Below are 19,253 nucleotides of genomic sequence, written 5' to 3' on the forward strand. Positions count from 1 at the left end.
CTCACTCACCTGACAGGACGGCGCCGGGGTTCATGATCCCGAGCGGGTCCAAGGCAGACTTGATGGCGCGCATGGCCGACAGTTTGGCCGGATCACCATAACGTTCCAGATCACCGGTCTTCAGACGGCCCACCCCATGCTCGGCACTGACCGATCCTTCAAATTCATGTACCAGGTCATGAACTGCGCGCTTGATCGCGGCGCGCCGATCATCGAACTCACCCCGGTTGTGGCCTTTGGGCGGGAAGACGTTGTAGTGCAGGTTTCCGTCCCCCAGATGACCAAAGCAGTTCACCCGAAACGGTCCGAGGGCCGCAATCGCCTCGCCGCCTTGGCGAATGAAGTCAGGGATCCGCGAAATCGGAACCGAGATATCGTGGCTGGACACCGAACCAATCAGCCGGTTCGCCTCGGGGATGCGTTCGCGCACCGACCACAGCGCGTCGCGCTGCGCGGCGCTCTGGGCGATGACGCCGTCCGACACCAGACCACGGGCCTCGGCAGCGGCGAACAAGGACTCCAGCGCCGCCTCGGGCTCGTGCCCGGCTGGCAATCCCAGTTCGATCAGGACCGACCATTCCGGCTGTGTGTCAAAGGGTTGCCGCACGTCCGGCAAGACCTCGGCCAGAAAATCCAGCCCCTGTCTGTGGATCAATTCGAACGCGCTGACGTTTTCGCCCAGATGATCGCGGGCCAGGGCCAACAGGTCGATCGCCGCTTCGGGGCTGGCCACCTGAAAGATCGCCGTGCCCAGCCCGGCAGGGCGCGGGAAAAGCTTGAGCGAGGCGGCGGTGATGACCCCCAGCGTGCCCTCGGACCCGACCAGCAGGTTGCGCAGATCATAGCCGGTGTTGTCCTTGCGCAGCCGCCCCAGCCCGTGCCAGATGTCGCCGTTGGGCAGAACCGCCTCAAGCCCCAGGCACAGATCCCGGGCATTGCCATAGCGCAGGACGTTGACGCCCCCGGCATTGGTGGCGAGGTTCCCCCCGATCCGGCAGGACCCCTGCGCCGCCAGCGACAGCGGAAACAGCCGGTTGGCCGCCTCGGCCGCGGCTTGGACGTCGGCCAGCACCGCACCGGCCTCGGCGATCAGGATGTTTTCGGTCGGATAGACGGCTCGGATCGCGCGCATCCGCTCGAGCGACAGGATCAGGGGCGCGGGGCCATCCGCCATGACCTGCCCGCCCACAAGACCGGTGCCGCCGCCGTATGGCACCACCGGGACGCGGGCCTCGGACGCCAAACGCACCAAGGCTGCGACCTGCTCAACCGTGCGGGGCAAGGTCAGCAGACCCGCCTGCCCGGCGAAGCGGCGGCGCGGCTCTTCCAGATAGCGCGGCTCGACCGGGCGCAGAATATCGTCACCCAGGCGGGCGCGGATGGTTTCGGCAAAGGTTTCGTCGGCAGGGTTCAAATGCATGCCCTCTGCATGCCCAAGCCCGAGGCGCACGGCAAGGCTTATTCCAATTCCATCAGGTATCGCGGCTCGAGCACCACCACCGTCGGGCGGTCCGGCAGGGTCCGCAGCGATACTTCAATTTCCGAAACCCCGTCCCGGCGCACCGGGAAATCGGATCGGATATCGGCCAGGAACCGGTCCAGCGAATAGCCCGAGAACCAGTGCATCGGAATGATGACCGAGCTTTTCAGCCGCTGCAGGACCGAGATCATCTCGGGCAAGGGCATGGTCGTGCCCCCGTCTACCGCCGCCATGACCACGTCCAGCCGCCCAAGGGCGGCGAATTGCGCATCGGACGGCACATGGTGCAGATGTCCCAGATGGCCGATGCACAGGCCTTCGACCTCGAACACGAAGATCGAGTTTCCGCGCTCTTCCACTCCGCCGTATGCTGATCGGATATCGGTCGATACGTTGCGCACCAGCAACTCGCCCAGATCGAGGTAATGTTCGATGCCCTGCCCGAACTCGCCCCACCCCTGCAGCACATGCGGGATGGCCGGATCGGGATAGGCGGTCCAATGCGTGTCATGGGCGTGGTTCATCGTCACGATGTCGGGGATCAGATCCGCGCCGCCGATGAAGCCGGTGAAATCGGTCACGGCATTCAGCCCGCCGGGTGTTTGGATCAGAAAGGACGCATGCGCGACATAGCTGATCCGAACCGAGAATTCGGGCACCGGATCCTGCCATGCCGCCTGGTGCAGATACTGTATGCCGGGGGTGTTCTGGGCGATGGCGATGCAATGGCTCGGCCGACGCTCCTGCGCCGCCGCCGTCCCTGCCAGCAAGATCAGACCCGCTAAAATACTCCGCATGGTCGGAAGTCTAGCGCATCCGCGCCTCGAGTCACGTGGCGGGCCCCAGATTTCGGAAACAGTCCCGCCCACATCAGGTCCGAACGGGCCGCCTAGCCCGCGTCCGTCCGCCCGCGCCGGTCCGAGCGCAGAGATGCATAGAGCACATGGGTCCGCCAACGCCCGTTGATCTGCAGATAGGATTGCGCCACGCCCTCGTATTTGAACCCCGAACTTTCCAATAGCCCGCGAGAGGCGGCGTTTTCCGGCAGACAGGCGGCCTCGATCCGGCTAAGGTCCAGTCGGGTAAAGGCGTAATGCACCACGGCGCCGATGGCCTCGCGCATGTAACCCTGCCGGGCAAAGGCCTGCCCGGTCCAATAGCCCAGCGTTCCGGCCTGCGCCGGCCCCCGGCGGATGTTGTCCAGCGTGATGGCGCCCACCAGCATGTCATCCGTTCTGCGGAAGAGGAACAGCGGAACCGCCGTGCCGTTGGCCACCGAGCGTTGCGCCCAGTAGACACGGTTGGTGAATGATTTGCGGGTCAGATGATCCTTGGCCCAGATCGGCTCCCACGGGGTCAGATACTCGCGCGAGGCCAGCCGCAGCGCGGCCCAGTCGTTGAAGTCGGAATGCACGGGCGGGCGCAAGCTCAACCGCTCGGTCTCGAGTTTCAGCCTGCGTCTGCCCAACAGCATCACGCCGCGCGCCTCTCCTGCAGCCTCTCCAGTGTCGGCGCACCACCCACAGGCCCATAAAGCGCCAGTGCTGCCGGGGCCTGAACCGCCATCTTTTCGGCGAAGGCGCGGACGTCGGCGGTGCTGACCGCGTCGATTTTGGCCACGGTTTCCTCGAGCGGCGGAACACGGCCCCAGATCTGCACCAGCCGGGCCAGACGCTCTGCCCGGTTCGAGGGGCTTTCCAGCCCCATCAGCATCCCGGCCTTCATCTGCGCGCGGGCGCGGGCAACCTCCTCGGGGCTCATGTCCTCGGCCGCGCGCTTCATCTCGTCGATGGTGATGGTGGCCAGCTCGCCCACCTGATTGGCCGAAGTGCCGGCATAGATCGTGGTCGTTCCCGTATCGGCATAGGCGCCGGTCTGGGCAAAGATTGTATAGCACAGCCCGCGGGTCTCACGCACTTCCTGGAACAGGCGCGAGGACATGCCGCCGCCCAGCGCGGTCGAGTAGATCTGCGCGGTATAGATCTCGTCATCGCGATAGCCCGGGCTTTCCAGCGCCAGCGCGAAATGCGCCTGCTCCAGCGCCTTGTCCCGCCGCGCCTCGCCACCGGTGAACCGCGCGGCTTCCGCCGGTAACCCCTTGCGGGGTTGCAGATGGCCGAACATCTCTTCGGCCAGTTTCATCAGCTGGTCATGATCGACCGCGCCCGCCGCCGACAGGATCATCTGGTCGGGCGCATAGTGCTCGGCCACGAAGGCCGACAGGTCGTCGCGCGAAAAGGCGCTGACCCTTTCGGTGGGTCCCAGAATGGTGCGGCCCAGCGGCTGATCGCGATAGCTCTGTTCCTGCAGCCAGTCAAAGATCACGTCGTCGGGCGTGTCATGCGCCTGGCCGATTTCCTGCAGGATCACACCGCGCTCAACCTCGATCTCGCGCGGGTCGAAGACGGGGTTCAGGACGATGTCGCCGATCACGTCCATCGCCAGCGCCACGTCATCCTTCAGCACCCGGGCGTAATAGGCCGTCACCTCGCGCGAGGTATAGGCGTTGATATAGCCGCCCACATCCTCGATCGCCTCGGCGATCTGCAAAGCAGAGCGCCGCTCGGTGCCCTTGAAGGCCATATGCTCGAGGAAATGCGCGATGCCGTTCTGTTCGATCCGCTCGTGCCGCCCGCCGGCGGTCACCCAGATGCCGATGGCGGCCGATTGCAGCCCCGGCATCTGTTCGCTGACGATCCGAAAGCCGTTTGTTAGTTGGTCCAGTTTGACAGTCACTCAGCAATATGCCTTTTGATATGATCCTCGATGGCGCCCAGATCGTTGGCGATGCGGGTCACCCGTTCCGGACGTTCATACAGATCGGACATGCGCGAGGGAAGAGGCGGATGCACACCGCTGGCCTGCTCGACCGCGGCGGGGAATTTCGCAGGGTGCGCGGTGGCCAGCGTGACCATCGGCACATCGGCGGCGCGGGTGTCTTCGGCCACCTTGATGCCCACGGCAGTGTGCGGGCAGACCAGCTCGGCGCTGTGTTCCAGCGTGGATTTGATCGTGGCGAGCGTTTCCTCTTCGGACACACGACCCGAGTCGAAGCTTTCGCGCAGGGCCTCCATCGCGCCCTGGCTGACGTGGAAGCCGCCCTGTTTCAGCTCGTCCATCAACTGCGCCACGGCCCGCCCGTCCTCGCCATAGGCATAGTACAGCGCGCGCTCGAAGTTCGAGCTGACCTGAATATCCATCGACGGGCTGATCGAGGGGATGGTGTCGCCCTTGAAATAGCCCTGCCCCGACAGGCAGCGATGCAGGATGTCGTTCTGGTTGGTCGCCACCACCAGACGGTCGATGGGCAGACCCATCCGCTTGGCGATGTAGCCGGCGAAGATGTCGCCGAAATTGCCGGTGGGCACCGTGAAGCTGACCTTGCGATGCGGCGCGCCCAGGCTGGTCGCGGCCGAGAAATAATAGACCACCTGCGCCAGCACCCGGGCAAAGTTGATCGAGTTCACCCCCGCCAGCTTGACCCCGTCGCGGAAGTCGAAATCGTTGAACATGTCCTTCACGGCGGCCTGACAGTCGTCGAAATCGCCATCGACGGCCAGCGCGTGCACGTTGCTGTCGGCGGGGGTGGTCATCTGGCGGCGCTGTACCTCGGACACGCGTCCATGCGGGAACAGGATGAACACATCGACCGCATCCAGCCCCCGGAACGCCTCGATCGCGGCCGATCCGGTGTCGCCGCTGGTGGCGCCCACGATGGTTACACGTTCGCCCCGCCGCTTCAGCGCCACCTGGAACAGCTGGCCGATCAGCTGCATGGCGAAATCCTTGAAGGCCAGCGTAGGCCCGTGGAACAGCTCCAGCAAAAAATGGTTCTCGTTCAGCTGCTTCACCGGCGCGCGGGCATCATGGCCGAACCCGGCATAGGCGCGGGCGATGATCTCTTTGAACTCATCCCCGGCGAACGAGCCACTGACATAGGGCCACATGACGCGGAATGCGATTTCCTCATAGGGCAGCCCGGCCAGCGCGGCGATCTCGTCCTGGCTCAGAACTGGGATCTCGGCAGGCAGGTACAGGCCGCCGTCGCGGGCCAGACCGGTCAGCATCGCCTCTTCAAAGCTCAGTTCGGGCGCCTGCCCGCGGGTCGAGATATATTTCATTGCGCGTCACTTTCTGATGGGGCGCGGCCGCGCCACAGGAAATATCCGGTCATTGCGGCCCAGACCAGCGCCAGGCCGAACCATGTCACCGCGTATTGCAGATGGTCGTTGGGAATACCCGCCGTATCCACCGGCAGCGGCGTGATGGCGGGATCGGTCTGGCTGCGGGCAACCAGTAGGATCGGTTCGGCCCCAAGTGCATCGGCCAGCGCGGGCACGTCGCGGGCAAACCAGATGTTGCCCGCCGGGTCCGGATCGGGGGTATAGCTGTCGATCTCATCCGGCCAATGCAGATTTCCGACAACCTGCATGGGGCCGATCTGGCGTTCGGCCTGCTTGGCCGTCGTGGGCACAAAGCCCCGGTCCACTAGGATCGTGCGATCATCTGTGCGGAATGGCGCGATGATCCGATAGCCCGGCCCGACCTGTTTGACCGAAACCAGTACATGGATTTCGCCGGGCAGCATCTCGCCCGATACTTCGACGGGCAGATAACGGTCAGCTTCGGGGTCGACAGCCTCGGGCAGCGGCACCGGATCGGCGGCGATCCGGGCTTCGATGTCGGCCAGAATGCCCTCTTTCCAGGCCAGACGCTGAACCTGCCAAGTGCCCAGAGACACAAGAACCGCCAGCCCGGCGAGTCCGAAAATCAGCAGAAACAGGATGCGGCGCATGTCTGGCCCTTGTTGCGTGTCATAGCGGCTCGGGGTCAAGCCGGCGTCTTGTTACGGTCTGTGTGCAAGGAAATGCAACCTTGCAATTGTACGGGGCGCAATCCCTTGCGCCCCTGATCGAGAAAAAGCCGCCCCGAGGGGCGGCTTTTGCAATTCGACAGCCTCGCGGGGCGTTACATCAGCGGTGCCTGACCCCAGATGTAGACTGCGAAGAACAGGAACAGCCAGACGACGTCAACAAAGTGCCAGTACCATGCGGCCGCCTCGAACCCGACGTGTTTCTCCGGGGTAAAGTCGCCCCGCAGCGCGCGGATCAGACAGACTGTCAGGAAGATGGTGCCGATGATCACATGTGCGCCGTGGAAACCGGTTGCCATGAAGAAGTTCGAGTAGAACTGATCACCGCCGAACTCCCAGCCTTCGTGGGCCAGCAGTTCATAGTATTCGAAGGCCTGCAGGAAGGTGAAGGCGATACCCAGGACGATACCGATCGCGAGACCCTGAATCAGCGCCTTGCGGTCGTTGTCGTGAACCAGCGCGTGGTGCGCCCAAGTGATCGCACAGCCCGACAGCAGCAGAACCAGTGTGTTGATCAGCGGCAGGTGGAACGGGTCCACCGCGTGAATGTCAGGCTGGATGTATTCGGTGCCGGCATAGTCGTACATCGGATACATGCGATGTTTGAAGAACGACCAGAACCAGGCGAAGAAGAACATCACCTCGGACATGACGAACAGGATGAACCCGTAGCGCAGCCCGATCCGGACGACCGGAGTGTGATCACCCGCGCGGCTTTCGGCCACGACCTCGGACCACCAGGCAAACATCGTGTAGAGAACCGCCACAAGACCACCCCAGAACACGAAGGAGGTCATGCCGTGCATCCACAAGACGGCTCCGAACAGCATGACGAAGCCACCGATCGCGCCGATCAGCGGCCAGATCGAAGGTGCCAGAATGTGGTAATCGTGGTTTTTTGCGTGTGCCATCAGCGTCCCTCACCTACAGGCGTTAGTTCGTGTTTGTTTCTGCCTGCGCATCCAGGGCGGCGTAGCCCTCGGGCAGGTCTATTTCATAGAATGTATACGACAGCGTGATCGTATGAACATACTGTGCTTCGGGGTCTTCCACCATTTCGGGGTCGACGAAGAAAGTTACCGGCATCTCGACGCGTTCACCGGGCTCCAGAACCTGCTCTTCAAAGCAGAAACAGGCGATCTTCTGGAAGTATCCACCGGCGGAATAGGGCGTCACGTTGTACGATGCCTGTCCCGCAACCGGCTTGTCCGTCGGGTTGTATGCTTCGTAGAAGGCCAGACCGGTCTCACCGATGCGCACCTTCATCTCGCGCTCGACGGGTTTGAACTCCCACGACATGTCTTTGGCCTTGGACGCGTCGAAGCGAACGGTCACCACCCGGTCGAGGACATCGTCGGGCGTGGCCTCGGCAACGCCCGTGGTGCCCCCGAACCCGGTGACCCGGCAGAACCAGTCGTAGAACGGCACGGCCGCCCAGGCCAGGCTGCCCATCAGAACAACCAGCCCAACGGTTTGTGCAACGGTCTTCTGCGGTCCGCTCAAAGCCATCAGTTCTGAACCTCCTCGCTGGGCACGCCGAAATCGCTGCCCGAGACCTTTACTATGGTCAGGCCGAAAATGATCACGATGAACGCCGCCAACGTCAGCCCAACACCCAGGTTGCGGCCGAAACGACGCTGGTGCAGCTCATGGCTTTTGCGCAGGCTCATGACCAGCCTCCCAACCCGTAGGGTTTCAGCAGCGCTTCGACGAGAATCGCGCCGAAATGCAGGAACAGGTACAGCAGTGACAGCTTGAAAAAGCTGCGCTCGACCTTGAAATTGTCCGCCTCGGCATCGTCTTCGGTGCGGCGCGAGATGGCCCATGCCCCCCGCAGGAACAGAGCGTTCAACACTACGGCCACAGCCAGGTAAATTGGCCCACCGATACCCGAGAACGCCGTGCCCACGGCCAGCAGAGCCAGCAATGCGGTATAGACCAGAATATGGGTCCGCGTGGCGCGGCGTCCGTGCGTCACTGTCAGCATCGGCACGCCGGCGTCGTCATAATCCGAGCGCATGAACAGCGCCAGCGCCCAGAAATGCGGCGGTGTCCACATGAAGGTCAGGGCAAACATCAGCCACGGCTCGAGCGTCATCGAACCCGTGGCGGCAACCCAGCCGATTACCGGCGGGAAGGCGCCCGCGGCGCCACCTATCACGATGTTCTGCGGCGTCAGGCGCTTGAGCCACATCGTGTAGATCACGACATAGAAAAAGATGGTAAAGGCCAGAAACGCGCCCGCGAACCAGTTGGTCGCCAAACCCAGCATGATCACCGACAGACCCGACAGAGCCAGGCCCAGTGCCATCGCCTCGCCGGGCTCGACCTTGCCCGACGGGATCGGACGGCCCTTGGTGCGCTTCATCACCTTGTCGATATCCGCATCCCACCACATGTTGAGCGCGCCCGAGGCGCCGCCGCCGATGGCGATGAACAGGATGGCGCAGAAGCCGACGAACGGATGTACCGGCACAGGTGCGGCCAGCAGACCTACCAACGCGGTGAACACGACAAGCGACATCACCCGCGGCTTGAGCAGGGCGAAATAGTCGCCAAAGCCGGCCTCGTCCGCACGGGATTGTGCGGCAAGTGTGCTGGCATTGATGCTCGCGTCGGTCATGTCAGGTCCTTGTGGTGCGAAAGCTGCGCGAAACACGCGCAGCCTGTCCTTGGTTTCGAACGGGCCTCAGGCCCCGGGTTCGTCAGTTCGAGGCGATCTGGAACGACGCCGGCTGGCCGGCATATTCGTCCAACGCGCCCTGCAGCCATTCCTGATAGGCTTCTTCGCTGACGACTTTGACGGTGATTGGCATGTAGGCGTGGTCCTTGCCGCACAGCTCGGAGCACTGGCCGAAGTAGATGCCTTCCTTGTCGGCCTGGAACCACAGCTCGGCCAGTCGGCCGGGAACGCCGTCCTGTTTGACGCCAAACGCCGGGATCGTCCATGAGTGGATCACGTCGGCCGCGGTGACCTGCATCACAACCACTTTGTTGACGGGAACCACGACAGCTGTGTCGGTGGCCAGCAGCCACTCATCTTCGCTGTAGCCGGCATCGGCCAGCTTTGCGCGCATCGCATCGTCCAGAACGAACGGCGTCACATCCGCATCGGCGGGGCGTGCACCTTCATCCAGGGTGGCAGGGTGACCCAGCAGATAGCTGTCGAACGCAAAGTCGTGATCGACGTATTCATAGGTCCAATACCACTGGTTGCCGGTCACCTTGATGACGACATCACCCTCGGGGATTTCCTGCTGCTTGAACAGCACCGGCAGCGAGAACGCACCGATGAAGACCAGGATCAGGATCGGGCCGATGGTCCAGGCGATCTCGACCGGGGTGTAGTGCGAGAACCGCGCCGGGGTCGGGTTTACACGCTGGTTGTAGCGCACGATGCAGTATACCAGCAGGCCTGCGACCAGCAGACAGATCGCGGTGATGATAACCAGAATCATACCGTCAAGGCGGTGGATCCCTTCGGCCAAGCTGGTGGCCGCCGGCTGGAAGCCCATGCCGCCGTCGACCGGCTTGCCGATGATCTCAAGATCCTGAGCCATGGCGGGAAGGCTGGAGAGGGCTGCGAACACCCCCGAAAGCATCAAAGCATTCTTCATTTTCTGTCCTGATCGTTTGATCTTTGCGTCTCTGGCGAACAGGTGTGAATCGGTCACACCTCTCCCGTTGTCTTTGGCCGCGTTAAAAACCATATTCCGGGAGGTAGATAAAGCAAAATGCTTGCGTCAAACAGACGCTATTTTTGATCTGGATCAAACGCGAAAGGCCGCAACCCATGACTCAAGCCCCGTTTCGCCCGTTCGAGACCGCATTGCCGCATGACGAGGCACTGGCCGTACTGCGCTCGGCCACCGCCGGGGCCGAAGACGGCGAGCTGTTTGTAGAGCGTCGGAAATCCGAAACACTTGCCTTTGACGATGGGCGCCTGCGCACCGCATCCTACGATGCCTCCGAGGGATTCGGGCTGCGTGCCGTGCAGGGTGATGTGGCCGGTTATGCCCACTCGACCGATGTATCAATGCCCTCGCTGAAACGTGCTGCGGAAACCGCCCGGCTGGCGGTTGGTGACGGCGGCGGCACTTTGGCCGACGCGCCAAGGCGCACAAACAAGCAGCTTTATACGGATGCAGACCCGATCGAATCCGCCAGCTTCCCGGTCAAGGTCGAGACTCTGCGCGAAATCGACGGATTTGCGCGCGATCTGGACCCCAGGGTGGTCCAGGTCAGCGCCGTGATCGCCGCGTCCGTGCAAGAGGTCGAGATCCTCCGCCCCGATGGCACCATGGTACGCGACGTTCGTCCGATGACCCGCCTGAACGTGTCGGTCATCGTCGAACACAACGGCCGACGCGAAAGCGGATCGGCCGGCGGTGGCGGCCGCGTTGGTCTGGACGGCCTGATTGACCCGTCCGATTGGCAGGACAAGGTCCGAGAGGCGCTGCGCATTGCTTTGGTCAACCTTGATGCCGTTCCCGCTCCGGCCGGCGTGATGGAAGTTGCACTGGGCCCCGGCTGGCCCGGCATTTTGCTGCACGAGGCCATCGGGCATGGCTTGGAAGGAGACTTTAACCGCAAGGGCAGTTCGGCCTTTGCCGGGCTGATGGGGCAGCGGATCGCCTCCAAGGGCGTGACCGTGGTGGATGACGGAACGATCCCGGATCGTCGCGGATCGATCACCGTGGATGACGAGGGAACGCCCAGCTCGCGCACCGTGCTGATCGAAGACGGCATCCTGACCGGCTACATGCAGGACCGCCAGAATGCACGCCTGATGGGGGTATCCCCCACCGGTAACGGGCGGCGGCAAAGCTATGCGCACAAACCTATGCCGCGCATGACCAACACGATCATGCTGGGCGGCGATGCTAACCCGGCGGACCTTGTTGCCGAAATCAAGGATGGCATCTGGGCCGTAGGTTTCGGCGGCGGCCAGGTCGACATCACCAACGGCAAATTCGTGTTCAGCTGCACCGAGGCCTATCGGGTCGTGAACGGCAAGATCGGCGCGCCGGTCAAGGGCGCAACGCTGATCGGCGACGGTCCTTCAGCGCTGAAACGTATCCGGGGCCTGGGCAACGACATGGCTCTGGATCCCGGCATGGGAACCTGCGGCAAGGACGGTCAGTGGGTGCCTGTGGGTGTGGGGCAGCCTACGGTGCTGATGGAGGGGCTGACGGTCGGAGGATCCGCCGCTTGATACGAATCGTGTGCTTGCGGCCGGCACCATGGTTAATCCGTGCTGCCGGCCCGGCGGGAATGAACCGTAGCGCATCAAAAATGACCGTCTGAGAAAAGCTATTACCTTCAAAGGTTTGCGCGCCTATTTCGCGAAACCCACGCTGGAACACGCTAAAATTTTCTGCGATTCACAAGCTGTTAACCCGTCACGCCGTAAACCAGTTCTGCAATCAGGCGGAGCGACGGATGACCGAAGAGCAGCTTTCTTCCAATCACCCCCCACTCCCACCCACCACGGAAGAGGACCGGTTTTCCTGGCTTCGCCTGTTGCGCTCGCGCAAGGTTGGCCCGGCAACATTCCGGCGCCTGATGCACGAACATGGCTCGGCGCAGAATGCGCTGGCCGCGTTGCCGGAATTGGCACGCGCTGCCGGAATTGCAGGGTATGAAATATGCCCGCCCGGCGTCATCGAGGCGGAACTCAAGGCCGCAAAAGCCGCAAAAGCGCGGCTTTTGTGCCTTGGGGCCGCCGACTATCCAACCGCGCTGACCGATCTGAACGATGCCCCTCCTATGCTTTGGGCAGTAGGCGACGTGTCGGTGCTTCAGCGCCCGATGATCTCGCTTGTCGGCGCCCGCAACTGTTCGTCCTTGGGAACCAGGATGGCGCGGGCTCTGGCAGGTGGCCTGGGTGAGAGTGGTTACGTAGTCGTCTCCGGATTGGCCCGCGGTGTTGACACCGCCGCGCATCTGGCCACGCTGCAAACGGGAACCGTTGCAGTCATGGCAGGTGGCGTCGACATCATCTATCCGGCGGAAAACAAGGAACTGGCCTGCAACATCGCGACCAAAGGGCTGCGCATCTCCGAACAACCAATGGGCGTGACCCCGCAGGCCCGCCACTTTCCTCGCCGCAACCGGATCATATCGGGTCTGTCTCAGGCCGTCGTCGTCGTCGAGGCTGCCGCCAAGTCCGGCAGCCTCATCACGGCGCGCGACGCACTGGATCAGGGACGCGAGGTTCTTGCCGTGCCCGGCCATCCGTTCGACGCCCGCGCCGCCGGATGCAATCTTCTGATCCGTGAAGGCGCCACACTGGTGCGCTGCGTGCAGGATGTAATCGACGCCCTGCCCCCGCAGCCGCGCAGAGCGTCCGAACCTGCCCCCGACACGGCGCCCGTCGCGCAGACAATCACTCCTCCCGAGGCGCTCCACGCCCGAATCCTGGAACGGTTGGGGCCTTCGCCTTTGGCCGAGGACCAGTTGATCCGGGATGTTGATGCGCCCGCCAGCGTGATCGGCCCCGCTTTGATCGATCTGGAGCTGGACGGATTGATCCGTCGCCAGCCGGGCGGGTTGCTGAGCCTCGCCGTGTGATCTGCCGAGGTGGTTCCAACCCGGGCAGACCGTCTCAATTTGGCCGGATTTCGGGCCTTTCAGACTGTGCATTGACAAATCCATCTTGCCCTACACATTTTGCACGGCCATAGAAGGCGCCCAATCCGTCGAGCGAGGTTTTTAACTAAATGCCTGTAGTTGTTGTAGAATCCCCGGCCAAAGCAAAAACAATCAATAAATACCTTGGCCCCGACTACACGGTCCTGGCCTCTTACGGACATGTTCGCGACCTGCCTCCGAAGGATGGATCGGTGGATCCCGACCACGAGTTTTCGATGACTTGGGAGGTCGGTGCCGACAGCCGCAAACACGTCAAGGCCATCGCCGACGCGCTCAAGGATGACAACGCGCTGATCCTGGCAACCGACCCCGACCGCGAGGGCGAGGCGATCAGTTGGCACCTGCAGGAGGCGCTGACCAAACGCCGCTCGATCAAGAAGGATACGGCCGTCAGCCGTGTGACGTTCAACGCCATCACCAAGGATGCGGTGACCAAGGCGATGCAGAACCCGCGCGAGGTGGACATGCCTCTGGTCGAGGCGTATCTGGCCCGGCGCGCGCTGGACTATCTGGTCGGCTTCAACCTGTCGCCGGTTCTGTGGCGCAAGCTGCCCGGCGCGAAATCGGCCGGACGCGTGCAATCGGTCTGCCTGCGCCTGATCGTCGAGCGCGAGATGGAGATCGAGGCCTTCAAGCCCGTGGAATACTGGTCGGTCAAGGCGCTGTTCGAAACGCCGCGCGGCCAGACCTATGAGGCGCGGCTGGTGACGCTGGCCGGCAAGAAGCTGGACAAGCATGACATCGCCAACGCCACCCAGGCCGAACTGGCGGTGCAGGCGATCACCAGCCGCGCGCTGAGCGTGACCTCGGTCGAGGCCAAGCCGGCCGCGCGCAATCCCAGCGCGCCGTTCATGACCTCGACCCTGCAGCAGGAAGCCAGCCGCAAATTCGGCATGGGCGCCCGCCACGCGATGCAGGTGGCGCAGCGTTTGTACGAGGCCGGGCACATTACATATATGCGAACTGACGGCATCGACATGGCACCCGAGGCCGTTGCCGCCACGCGGGACGCGATCAAGGACCGGTTCGGTGCCGAATACGTGCCGGACAGCCCGCGCATGTACAAGAACAAGGCCAAGAACGCGCAGGAAGCGCACGAATGCATCCGACCCACGGACATGACCAAAGATGCGGCCGCCCTGAAACTGTCGGATGACGATCAGCGCAAGCTGTACGATCTGATCTGGAAACGCACGATCGCCTGTCAGATGGCTGCCGCGCGGCTGGAACGCACCACCGTCGAAATCGGCAGCGATGACGGTCAGGTGGGGCTGCGCGCCACCGGTCAGGTCGTGCTGTTCGACGGATTCATGCGCGTCTACGAGGAAGGCCGCGACGATGTCGAGGACGAGGATGACAAGCGTCTGCCCCAGATCATGCAGGGTGATCCGGCGCGCTTTGCCAAGACCACGCTGAAGGATCAGTTTGACAAGGCCACCGCCGACGGCGCGGACAAGAAGGCCATCCTGTCGGACAACCAAGCGGTTCTGGCGCTGCAACACCACACCCAGCCGCCGCCGCGCTATACCGAGGCGACCCTGGTCAAACGGATGGAGGAGCTGGGCATCGGGCGACCCTCGACCTATGCCTCGATCGTCACCACGATTCAGGACCGCGGTTACGTCCGCAAGGACAAGAACCGCCTGATCCCCGAGGAAAAGGGCCGGATCGTCACGATCTTCCTGCTGAATTTCTTCCGTCAGTATGTGGGGTATGAATTCACCGCCAACCTCGAAGAGCAGCTGGACGAGGTGAGCGCCGGAGCCCGCGACTACAAGGACCTGCTGTCCAAATTCTGGCGCGATTTCTCGGCCGCGATCGCCGAGACGTCCGAGCTGCGGATTTCGGAAGTGCTCGACAAGCTGGACGAGGCGCTGGCCCCGCAGCTGTACCCCCCGCGCGAGGACGGCTCGGATCCGCGCATCTGCCCCAAATGCGGGGTCGGACGGCTGCACCTGAAAACCTCGCGGACCGGCGGATTCGTGGGCTGCGGGAATTATCCCGAATGCACCTATACCCGCCCCATCGCCGGTGAAGGCGCCGAGGGCGACGAACGTCTGCTGGGCATGGATGGCGAGGACGAGATCTGGCTGAAATCCGGACGCTTCGGCCCCTATGTCCAGCGCGGCGAAGCCACGCCCGAGAACAAGAAACCGCCGCGCGCCTCTTTGCCCAAGGGTTGGAGCAAGGATGACATGGACCTTGAGAAGGCGCTGACCCTTCTGAGCCTGCCGCGCGAGATTGGCGAACACCCCGAGGGCAGTATGATCAGCGCCAATTTCGGGCGCTTCGGTCCCTATATAGTGCATCAGCTGCCGGATGAGGCGAAGCCGGTCTATGCCAACCTCAAGGATCCCAACGACGTGTTCGAAATCGGCATGAACCGCGCCGTCGAACTGTTGGCGGAAAAGCGCGCCAATCCCGGGCGGCGTGGACGGGCTGCGGCCAAACCGCTGAAGGAACTGGGCGAGCATCCCGATGGCGGCGCGATCCAGGTTCTGGACGGGCGCTATGGGCCTTATGTGAAGTGGGAAAAGATCAACGCGACCCTGCCCAAGGACATCAAGCCCGAGGACGTGACGCCCGAAATGGCGGTGGAACTTGTCAACGAGAAGGCGGCCAAGAAGGGCACCCGCAAAAAGGCCGCGCCCAAGAAGAAAGCCACCAAGAAGAAAGCCGGCTGATCCCGGCCCCCGCGGGCGGTTAGGTAGAAATACCACCCGCCCGCAGGTTTCATTGACTTCCCAATGACGTGGCGGCACAACCTGCCCATCACCATGTCATTGGGGGAGTTTTCCATGAAGAAAGTCTATGCCAATGCCACCGAGGCCCTCGATGGGATACTTCGGGATGGCATGCTGATCGCGGCCGGCGGGTTCGGCCTGTGCGGCATTCCCGAATTGCTGCTACAGGCGATCAAGGAGTCGGGCGTGAAGGATCTGACCTTTGCCTCGAACAACGCAGGCGTCGACGATTTCGGCATCGGCATCCTGCTGCAGACGCGGCAGGTCAAGAAGATGATCAGCTCGTATGTCGGCGAGAACGCCGAGTTCATGCGCCAGTACCTGTCGGGCGAGCTTGAGCTGGAATTCACCCCGCAAGGCACCCTGGCCGAGCGCATGCGCGCCGGTGGCGCGGGCATCCCGGGCTTCTACACCAAGACCGGCGTCGGCACAGTCATCGCCGAGGGCAAGGAGCACAAGGATTTCAACGGCGAGACCTATATCCTCGAGGAAGGGATCTTTGCGGATCTGGCCATCGTCAAGGCATGGAAGGCCGACGACACCGGCAACCTGGTGTTCCGCAAGACAGCCCGCAACTTCAACGTGCCGGCGGCGACCTGCGGCAAGATCTGCGTGGCCGAGGTGGAAGAGATCGTGCCGCGCGGTTCGTTGGACCCCGACTGCATCCACCTGCCCGGCATCTATGTGCACCGGGTCATTCAAGGTCAGCACGAGAAGCGCATCGAACAGCGCACCACCCGCAAGAAGGAGGAAGCGTAATGCCCTGGGACCGCAATCAGATGGCCGCGCGTGCGGCCGAGGAACTGGAAGACGGCATGTATGTGAACCTCGGCATCGGGATTCCGACGCTGGTGGCGAACTATGTGGGCGACAAGGACATCACCCTGCAGTCGGAAAACGGCATGCTGGGCATGGGCCCGTTCCCCTATGAGGGCGAAGAGGACCCCGACCTGATCAACGCCGGCAAGCAGACAATCACCGAACTGCCCCGCACCGCCTATTTCGACAGCGCCACGTCCTTTGCCATGATCCGCGGCGGCAAAATCGCGGCGGCGATCCTTGGCGCGATGGAGGTCGACGAGAAAGGCGATCTGGCCAACTGGATGATTCCGGGCAAGCTGGTCAAGGGAATGGGCGGCGCGATGGACCTGGTGGCCGGGGTCGGACGGGTCATCGTGGTGATGGACCACACCAACAAGCACGGCGACAGCAAGGTGCTGAAGGAATGCACCCTGCCGCTGACCGGCAAGGGCGTGGTTGACCGCATCATCACCAACCTGGGCGTGCTGGACGTGGTCGAAGGCGGGTTGAAGATCGTCGAACTGGCAGATGGCGTCAGCGAAGAAGAGATGCGCGCGGCGACCGAGGCGACCATCGTCGGCTGACTTCTGAGCAAACAGAGAAACCGAAAGGCCCGCCAATCGGCGGGCCTTTTTCAGTTCATGGACTGAAAGACGCACCCGTCGGAAATCAGCATCGGCGGAGTGGCACACAACGCTCGCGCCACCTTGAAGGCGGCAAGAACCTTGGGGACATAGTCGCGCGTTTCAGCATAAGGCGGAACGCCATTGTGCTTTCGCACCGCGCCTTCACCGGCGTTGTATCCCGCCAGGACGAGAATCGGATCGTCGTTGAATTCACCCATCAGCCAATCCAGGTATTTCACGCCGCCGGCGATATTCTGTTCCGGCAACATGCTGTCGGTCACGCCGAACCGCTTGGCCGTGGCAGGCATCAGTTGCATCAAACCCTGTGCTCCGGCCGAGCTGACGGCAGTGGGGCGACCGCCTGATTCAACGGACATGACCGCAAGGACCAGCGCCGGCGACACTTTTGTTCCTACAGTCGTACGGAGAATATCGACCCCGCGCTGCTCGACGATCTTCTGAAGGTTCTGCAGCCGCGGAGATGAAATCTGGGTGGCCGCCAAAGCCTGCAGGGCTTCGTCAAGGCGGCCTGGGCCGGCTCGGGTCATATCGGGCGATACCTTGTCCCAGAACGCCTTGTACGCGCCCTCGGGGGTCTTTTTCTTCATTATGTCCGGAAAGGCCGCCGGAGGGACTTTGGTCCGGGCTATGATATCGGGCACGACCAAATCGGGGCCCGTACTGGGCGCTGAAGGTGCTGATGCGTGTTCTTGCGGACTGATCTGTACCGTCACTCGCGGGCGTTCCCCCGCTTTGGGAGCCTTAATCCGTTTATAAACGCCGCGTGGCTCGATATCCGCAGCAAGTGCCGGAGCCGCCACGGCAACCAGCAACGCCAAAACGCCGGCGCATGTCAGTGCGTCCCGGAAAATCATTTCTGCCTGCCTCATCTGTTCTTTTGAGTTGATTTGATACGCGAATCTTCCCGCAAGGCCAGAAAAACAAAGCGAATTGGGGCGGTTTTGCCTCATTTGGCGCAATTTTGCACCGCCGAAACAGCGCAGCGGGTTGGTGTGGAAAATTTTTTATTATCTATTTCAATAAGTTACCAGATTAGTGACCAAAAAGTTAAGCCTGAGGCAAAAAATTCGTTGTTTGGCCCAATTCCTGCCACGCACGAGGGGCAAACATAGTGCCATACCGAGACGGTCATGAGCCGACTGAGAGATGAAGCTCTGAAAGACCCCGAGGTTTTATTGACTTTTTGATCCTTTAGGAGGGACGTAACATGATCAAGTTCATCAAGAACTTCCGCAAAGACGAAGACGGCGCCGTAACTGTTGACTGGGTCGTTCTGACCGCAGCCGTTGTTGGCCTGGCAGCCGTTGCTTACCAGCAGATCGAAGGCGGCGCGACCGGCCTGGCAACCGACGTTTCCAGCGCCCTGACCAGCGCAACGATCAGCACCGGTTCGAACTCGGCAGCTGGTGGTATCACCACCGCTGGCAGCAACTAAGCTGACTTCATCCCAATCGGGATACAAGGCCGCGCCTGAGGGCGCGGCCTTTTCCTTTTAAGCAAGACAGACGCTGCGCATCGGATTTCGGGCGCCGGGCCAAGCATGGCCCACGTTTGGCCCAATTTCCGCCACGGAGACCGCGTTTAAGTCTTTGATAACTAGTATTTAGGTGCCCGCGAGAATTCTGGTCGCCATCAGAAACCGGAACTGGGCGGAATCACTCTGTCAGGAGGGACGCGAAATGATCAAGTTCATCAGGAACTTCAAAAAAGATGATAGCGGTGCGATCACCGTCGACTGGGTGGTACTGACCGCAGCCGTCACCGGCCTGGCAGCGATTGCCTACGCTTTGATCCAAGGCGGGACCGAGGGCTTGGCCGACGATGTTGAGGCGGCCCTATCCGACTCGGCAATCAGCATCAGCACCGGCGACAGCAACACGGCCGTTGGTGGGATCATCACCGGTGGATCGAACGGATCCGGCGGCAACTGATTTTCGGGAACTTGGCCGACCGGCCACATGACAACCGCGCCAGCCGGGCGCGGTTGTTCACGTTTGCCCCCTGCCTTCTCCGCACCGCGCAACCCATGCTGGGATACAGCAGACGCCACGTCA

At 62.4% G+C, this 19,253-nt stretch carries 19 protein-coding genes; 7 read left to right on the forward strand and 12 right to left on the reverse strand.

Annotated features, from left to right (window positions below):
- Position 1 precedes the first annotated feature (1 nt).
- The 11 genes from ACR0MM_RS06560 to coxB form a co-directional block, all read right to left on the reverse strand.
- Positions 2–1,420 (reverse strand): FAD-binding oxidoreductase, encoded by a 1,419-nt coding sequence (locus ACR0MM_RS06560; protein ID WP_480695108.1) that lies wholly within the window; start codon positions 1,418–1,420, stop codon positions 2–4.
- Positions 1,421–1,458: 38 nt separating this feature from the next.
- Entirely contained in the window at positions 1,459–2,277 is an 819-nt protein-coding gene (locus ACR0MM_RS06565; RefSeq protein WP_480695110.1) for an MBL fold metallo-hydrolase, read from the reverse strand.
- Positions 2,278–2,369: 92 nt separating this feature from the next.
- The gene (locus ACR0MM_RS06570; protein WP_093962743.1) at positions 2,370–2,954 is read right to left on the reverse strand and encodes a GNAT family N-acetyltransferase; all 585 of its coding nucleotides are present in this window, start codon (positions 2,952–2,954) and stop codon (positions 2,370–2,372) included.
- The gene (locus ACR0MM_RS06575; protein ID WP_480695112.1) at positions 2,954–4,216 is read right to left on the reverse strand and encodes a M16 family metallopeptidase; all 1,263 of its coding nucleotides are present in this window, start codon (positions 4,214–4,216) and stop codon (positions 2,954–2,956) included. The genes ACR0MM_RS06570 and ACR0MM_RS06575 overlap by 1 nt, the downstream gene beginning before the upstream one ends.
- Positions 4,213–5,601 (reverse strand): threonine synthase, encoded by a 1,389-nt coding sequence (gene thrC / locus ACR0MM_RS06580; RefSeq protein WP_480695114.1) that lies wholly within the window; start codon positions 5,599–5,601, stop codon positions 4,213–4,215. Before thrC ends, ACR0MM_RS06575 begins: the two co-directional genes overlap by 4 nt.
- Positions 5,598–6,275: an SURF1 family protein gene (locus tag ACR0MM_RS06585; protein ID WP_170592221.1), complete on the reverse strand. Its 678-nt coding sequence runs from the start codon at positions 6,273–6,275 to the stop codon at positions 5,598–5,600. Before ACR0MM_RS06585 ends, thrC begins: the two co-directional genes overlap by 4 nt.
- 173 nt (positions 6,276–6,448) lie before the next feature.
- Entirely contained in the window at positions 6,449–7,264 is an 816-nt protein-coding gene (locus ACR0MM_RS06590; RefSeq protein ID WP_093962747.1) for a cytochrome c oxidase subunit 3, read from the reverse strand.
- Positions 7,265–7,286: 22 nt separating this feature from the next.
- Entirely contained in the window at positions 7,287–7,862 is a 576-nt protein-coding gene (locus ACR0MM_RS06595; RefSeq protein WP_480695116.1) for a cytochrome c oxidase assembly protein, read from the reverse strand.
- Positions 7,862–8,023 carry a hypothetical protein gene (locus ACR0MM_RS06600; protein WP_170337538.1) on the reverse strand — a complete coding sequence of 54 codons (162 nt, stop codon included), beginning with the start codon at positions 8,021–8,023 and terminating at the stop codon, positions 7,862–7,864. Before ACR0MM_RS06600 ends, ACR0MM_RS06595 begins: the two co-directional genes overlap by 1 nt.
- Positions 8,020–8,976 (reverse strand): heme o synthase, encoded by a 957-nt coding sequence (gene cyoE / locus ACR0MM_RS06605; RefSeq protein ID WP_480695118.1) that lies wholly within the window; start codon positions 8,974–8,976, stop codon positions 8,020–8,022. The genes ACR0MM_RS06600 and cyoE overlap by 4 nt, the downstream gene beginning before the upstream one ends.
- An 82-nt stretch (positions 8,977–9,058) precedes the next feature.
- Positions 9,059–9,970 (reverse strand): cytochrome c oxidase subunit II, encoded by a 912-nt coding sequence (coxB, locus tag ACR0MM_RS06610; RefSeq protein ID WP_170337536.1) that lies wholly within the window; start codon positions 9,968–9,970, stop codon positions 9,059–9,061.
- A gap of 176 nt (positions 9,971–10,146) precedes the next feature.
- Between coxB and tldD the strand changes: the two genes are divergently transcribed.
- The 5 genes from tldD (at position 10,147) to ACR0MM_RS06635 (ending at position 17,136) form a co-directional block, all read left to right on the forward strand.
- Positions 10,147–11,568, forward strand: coding sequence for a metalloprotease TldD (gene tldD / locus ACR0MM_RS06615; protein WP_480695120.1), 1,422 nt, complete (start codon positions 10,147–10,149; stop codon positions 11,566–11,568).
- Positions 11,569–11,795: 227 nt separating this feature from the next.
- Complete coding sequence (dprA, locus tag ACR0MM_RS06620) at positions 11,796–12,926, forward strand: DNA-processing protein DprA (RefSeq protein WP_170337534.1); 1,131 nt, start codon at positions 11,796–11,798, stop codon at positions 12,924–12,926.
- Between the two features lie 149 nt (positions 12,927–13,075).
- The gene (gene topA / locus ACR0MM_RS06625; protein WP_480695122.1) at positions 13,076–15,691 is read left to right on the forward strand and encodes a type I DNA topoisomerase; all 2,616 of its coding nucleotides are present in this window, start codon (positions 13,076–13,078) and stop codon (positions 15,689–15,691) included.
- A gap of 114 nt (positions 15,692–15,805) precedes the next feature.
- On the forward strand, positions 15,806–16,510 hold the full coding sequence (locus ACR0MM_RS06630; RefSeq protein WP_480695124.1) for a CoA transferase subunit A: 705 nt from the start codon (positions 15,806–15,808) through the stop codon (positions 16,508–16,510).
- Positions 16,510–17,136, forward strand: a complete 627-nt coding sequence (locus ACR0MM_RS06635; RefSeq protein WP_170401756.1) for a CoA transferase subunit B — start codon at positions 16,510–16,512, stop codon at positions 17,134–17,136. The genes ACR0MM_RS06630 and ACR0MM_RS06635 overlap by 1 nt, the downstream gene beginning before the upstream one ends.
- Before the next feature lie 50 nt (positions 17,137–17,186).
- Here ACR0MM_RS06635 and ACR0MM_RS06640 read toward each other — a convergent pair whose 3' ends face one another.
- Positions 17,187–18,053 carry a lytic transglycosylase domain-containing protein gene (locus ACR0MM_RS06640; RefSeq protein ID WP_480695350.1) on the reverse strand — a complete coding sequence of 289 codons (867 nt, stop codon included), beginning with the start codon at positions 18,051–18,053 and terminating at the stop codon, positions 17,187–17,189.
- A 353-nt stretch (positions 18,054–18,406) separates the two neighbouring features.
- Here ACR0MM_RS06640 and ACR0MM_RS06645 point away from each other — a divergent pair, with 353 nt between their 5' ends.
- Together ACR0MM_RS06645 and ACR0MM_RS06650 are read left to right on the forward strand one after the other, a co-directional pair.
- Positions 18,407–18,634 carry a Flp family type IVb pilin gene (locus ACR0MM_RS06645; protein ID WP_093962753.1) on the forward strand — a complete coding sequence of 76 codons (228 nt, stop codon included), beginning with the start codon at positions 18,407–18,409 and terminating at the stop codon, positions 18,632–18,634.
- Positions 18,635–18,878: 244 nt separating this feature from the next.
- A complete protein-coding gene (locus ACR0MM_RS06650; protein ID WP_170337531.1) occupies positions 18,879–19,130 on the forward strand; it encodes a hypothetical protein in 252 nt (83 codons plus the stop codon).
- Positions 19,131–19,253: the final 123 nt, after the last annotated feature.

This window comes from Ruegeria sp. BC6 (assembly GCF_056539185.1).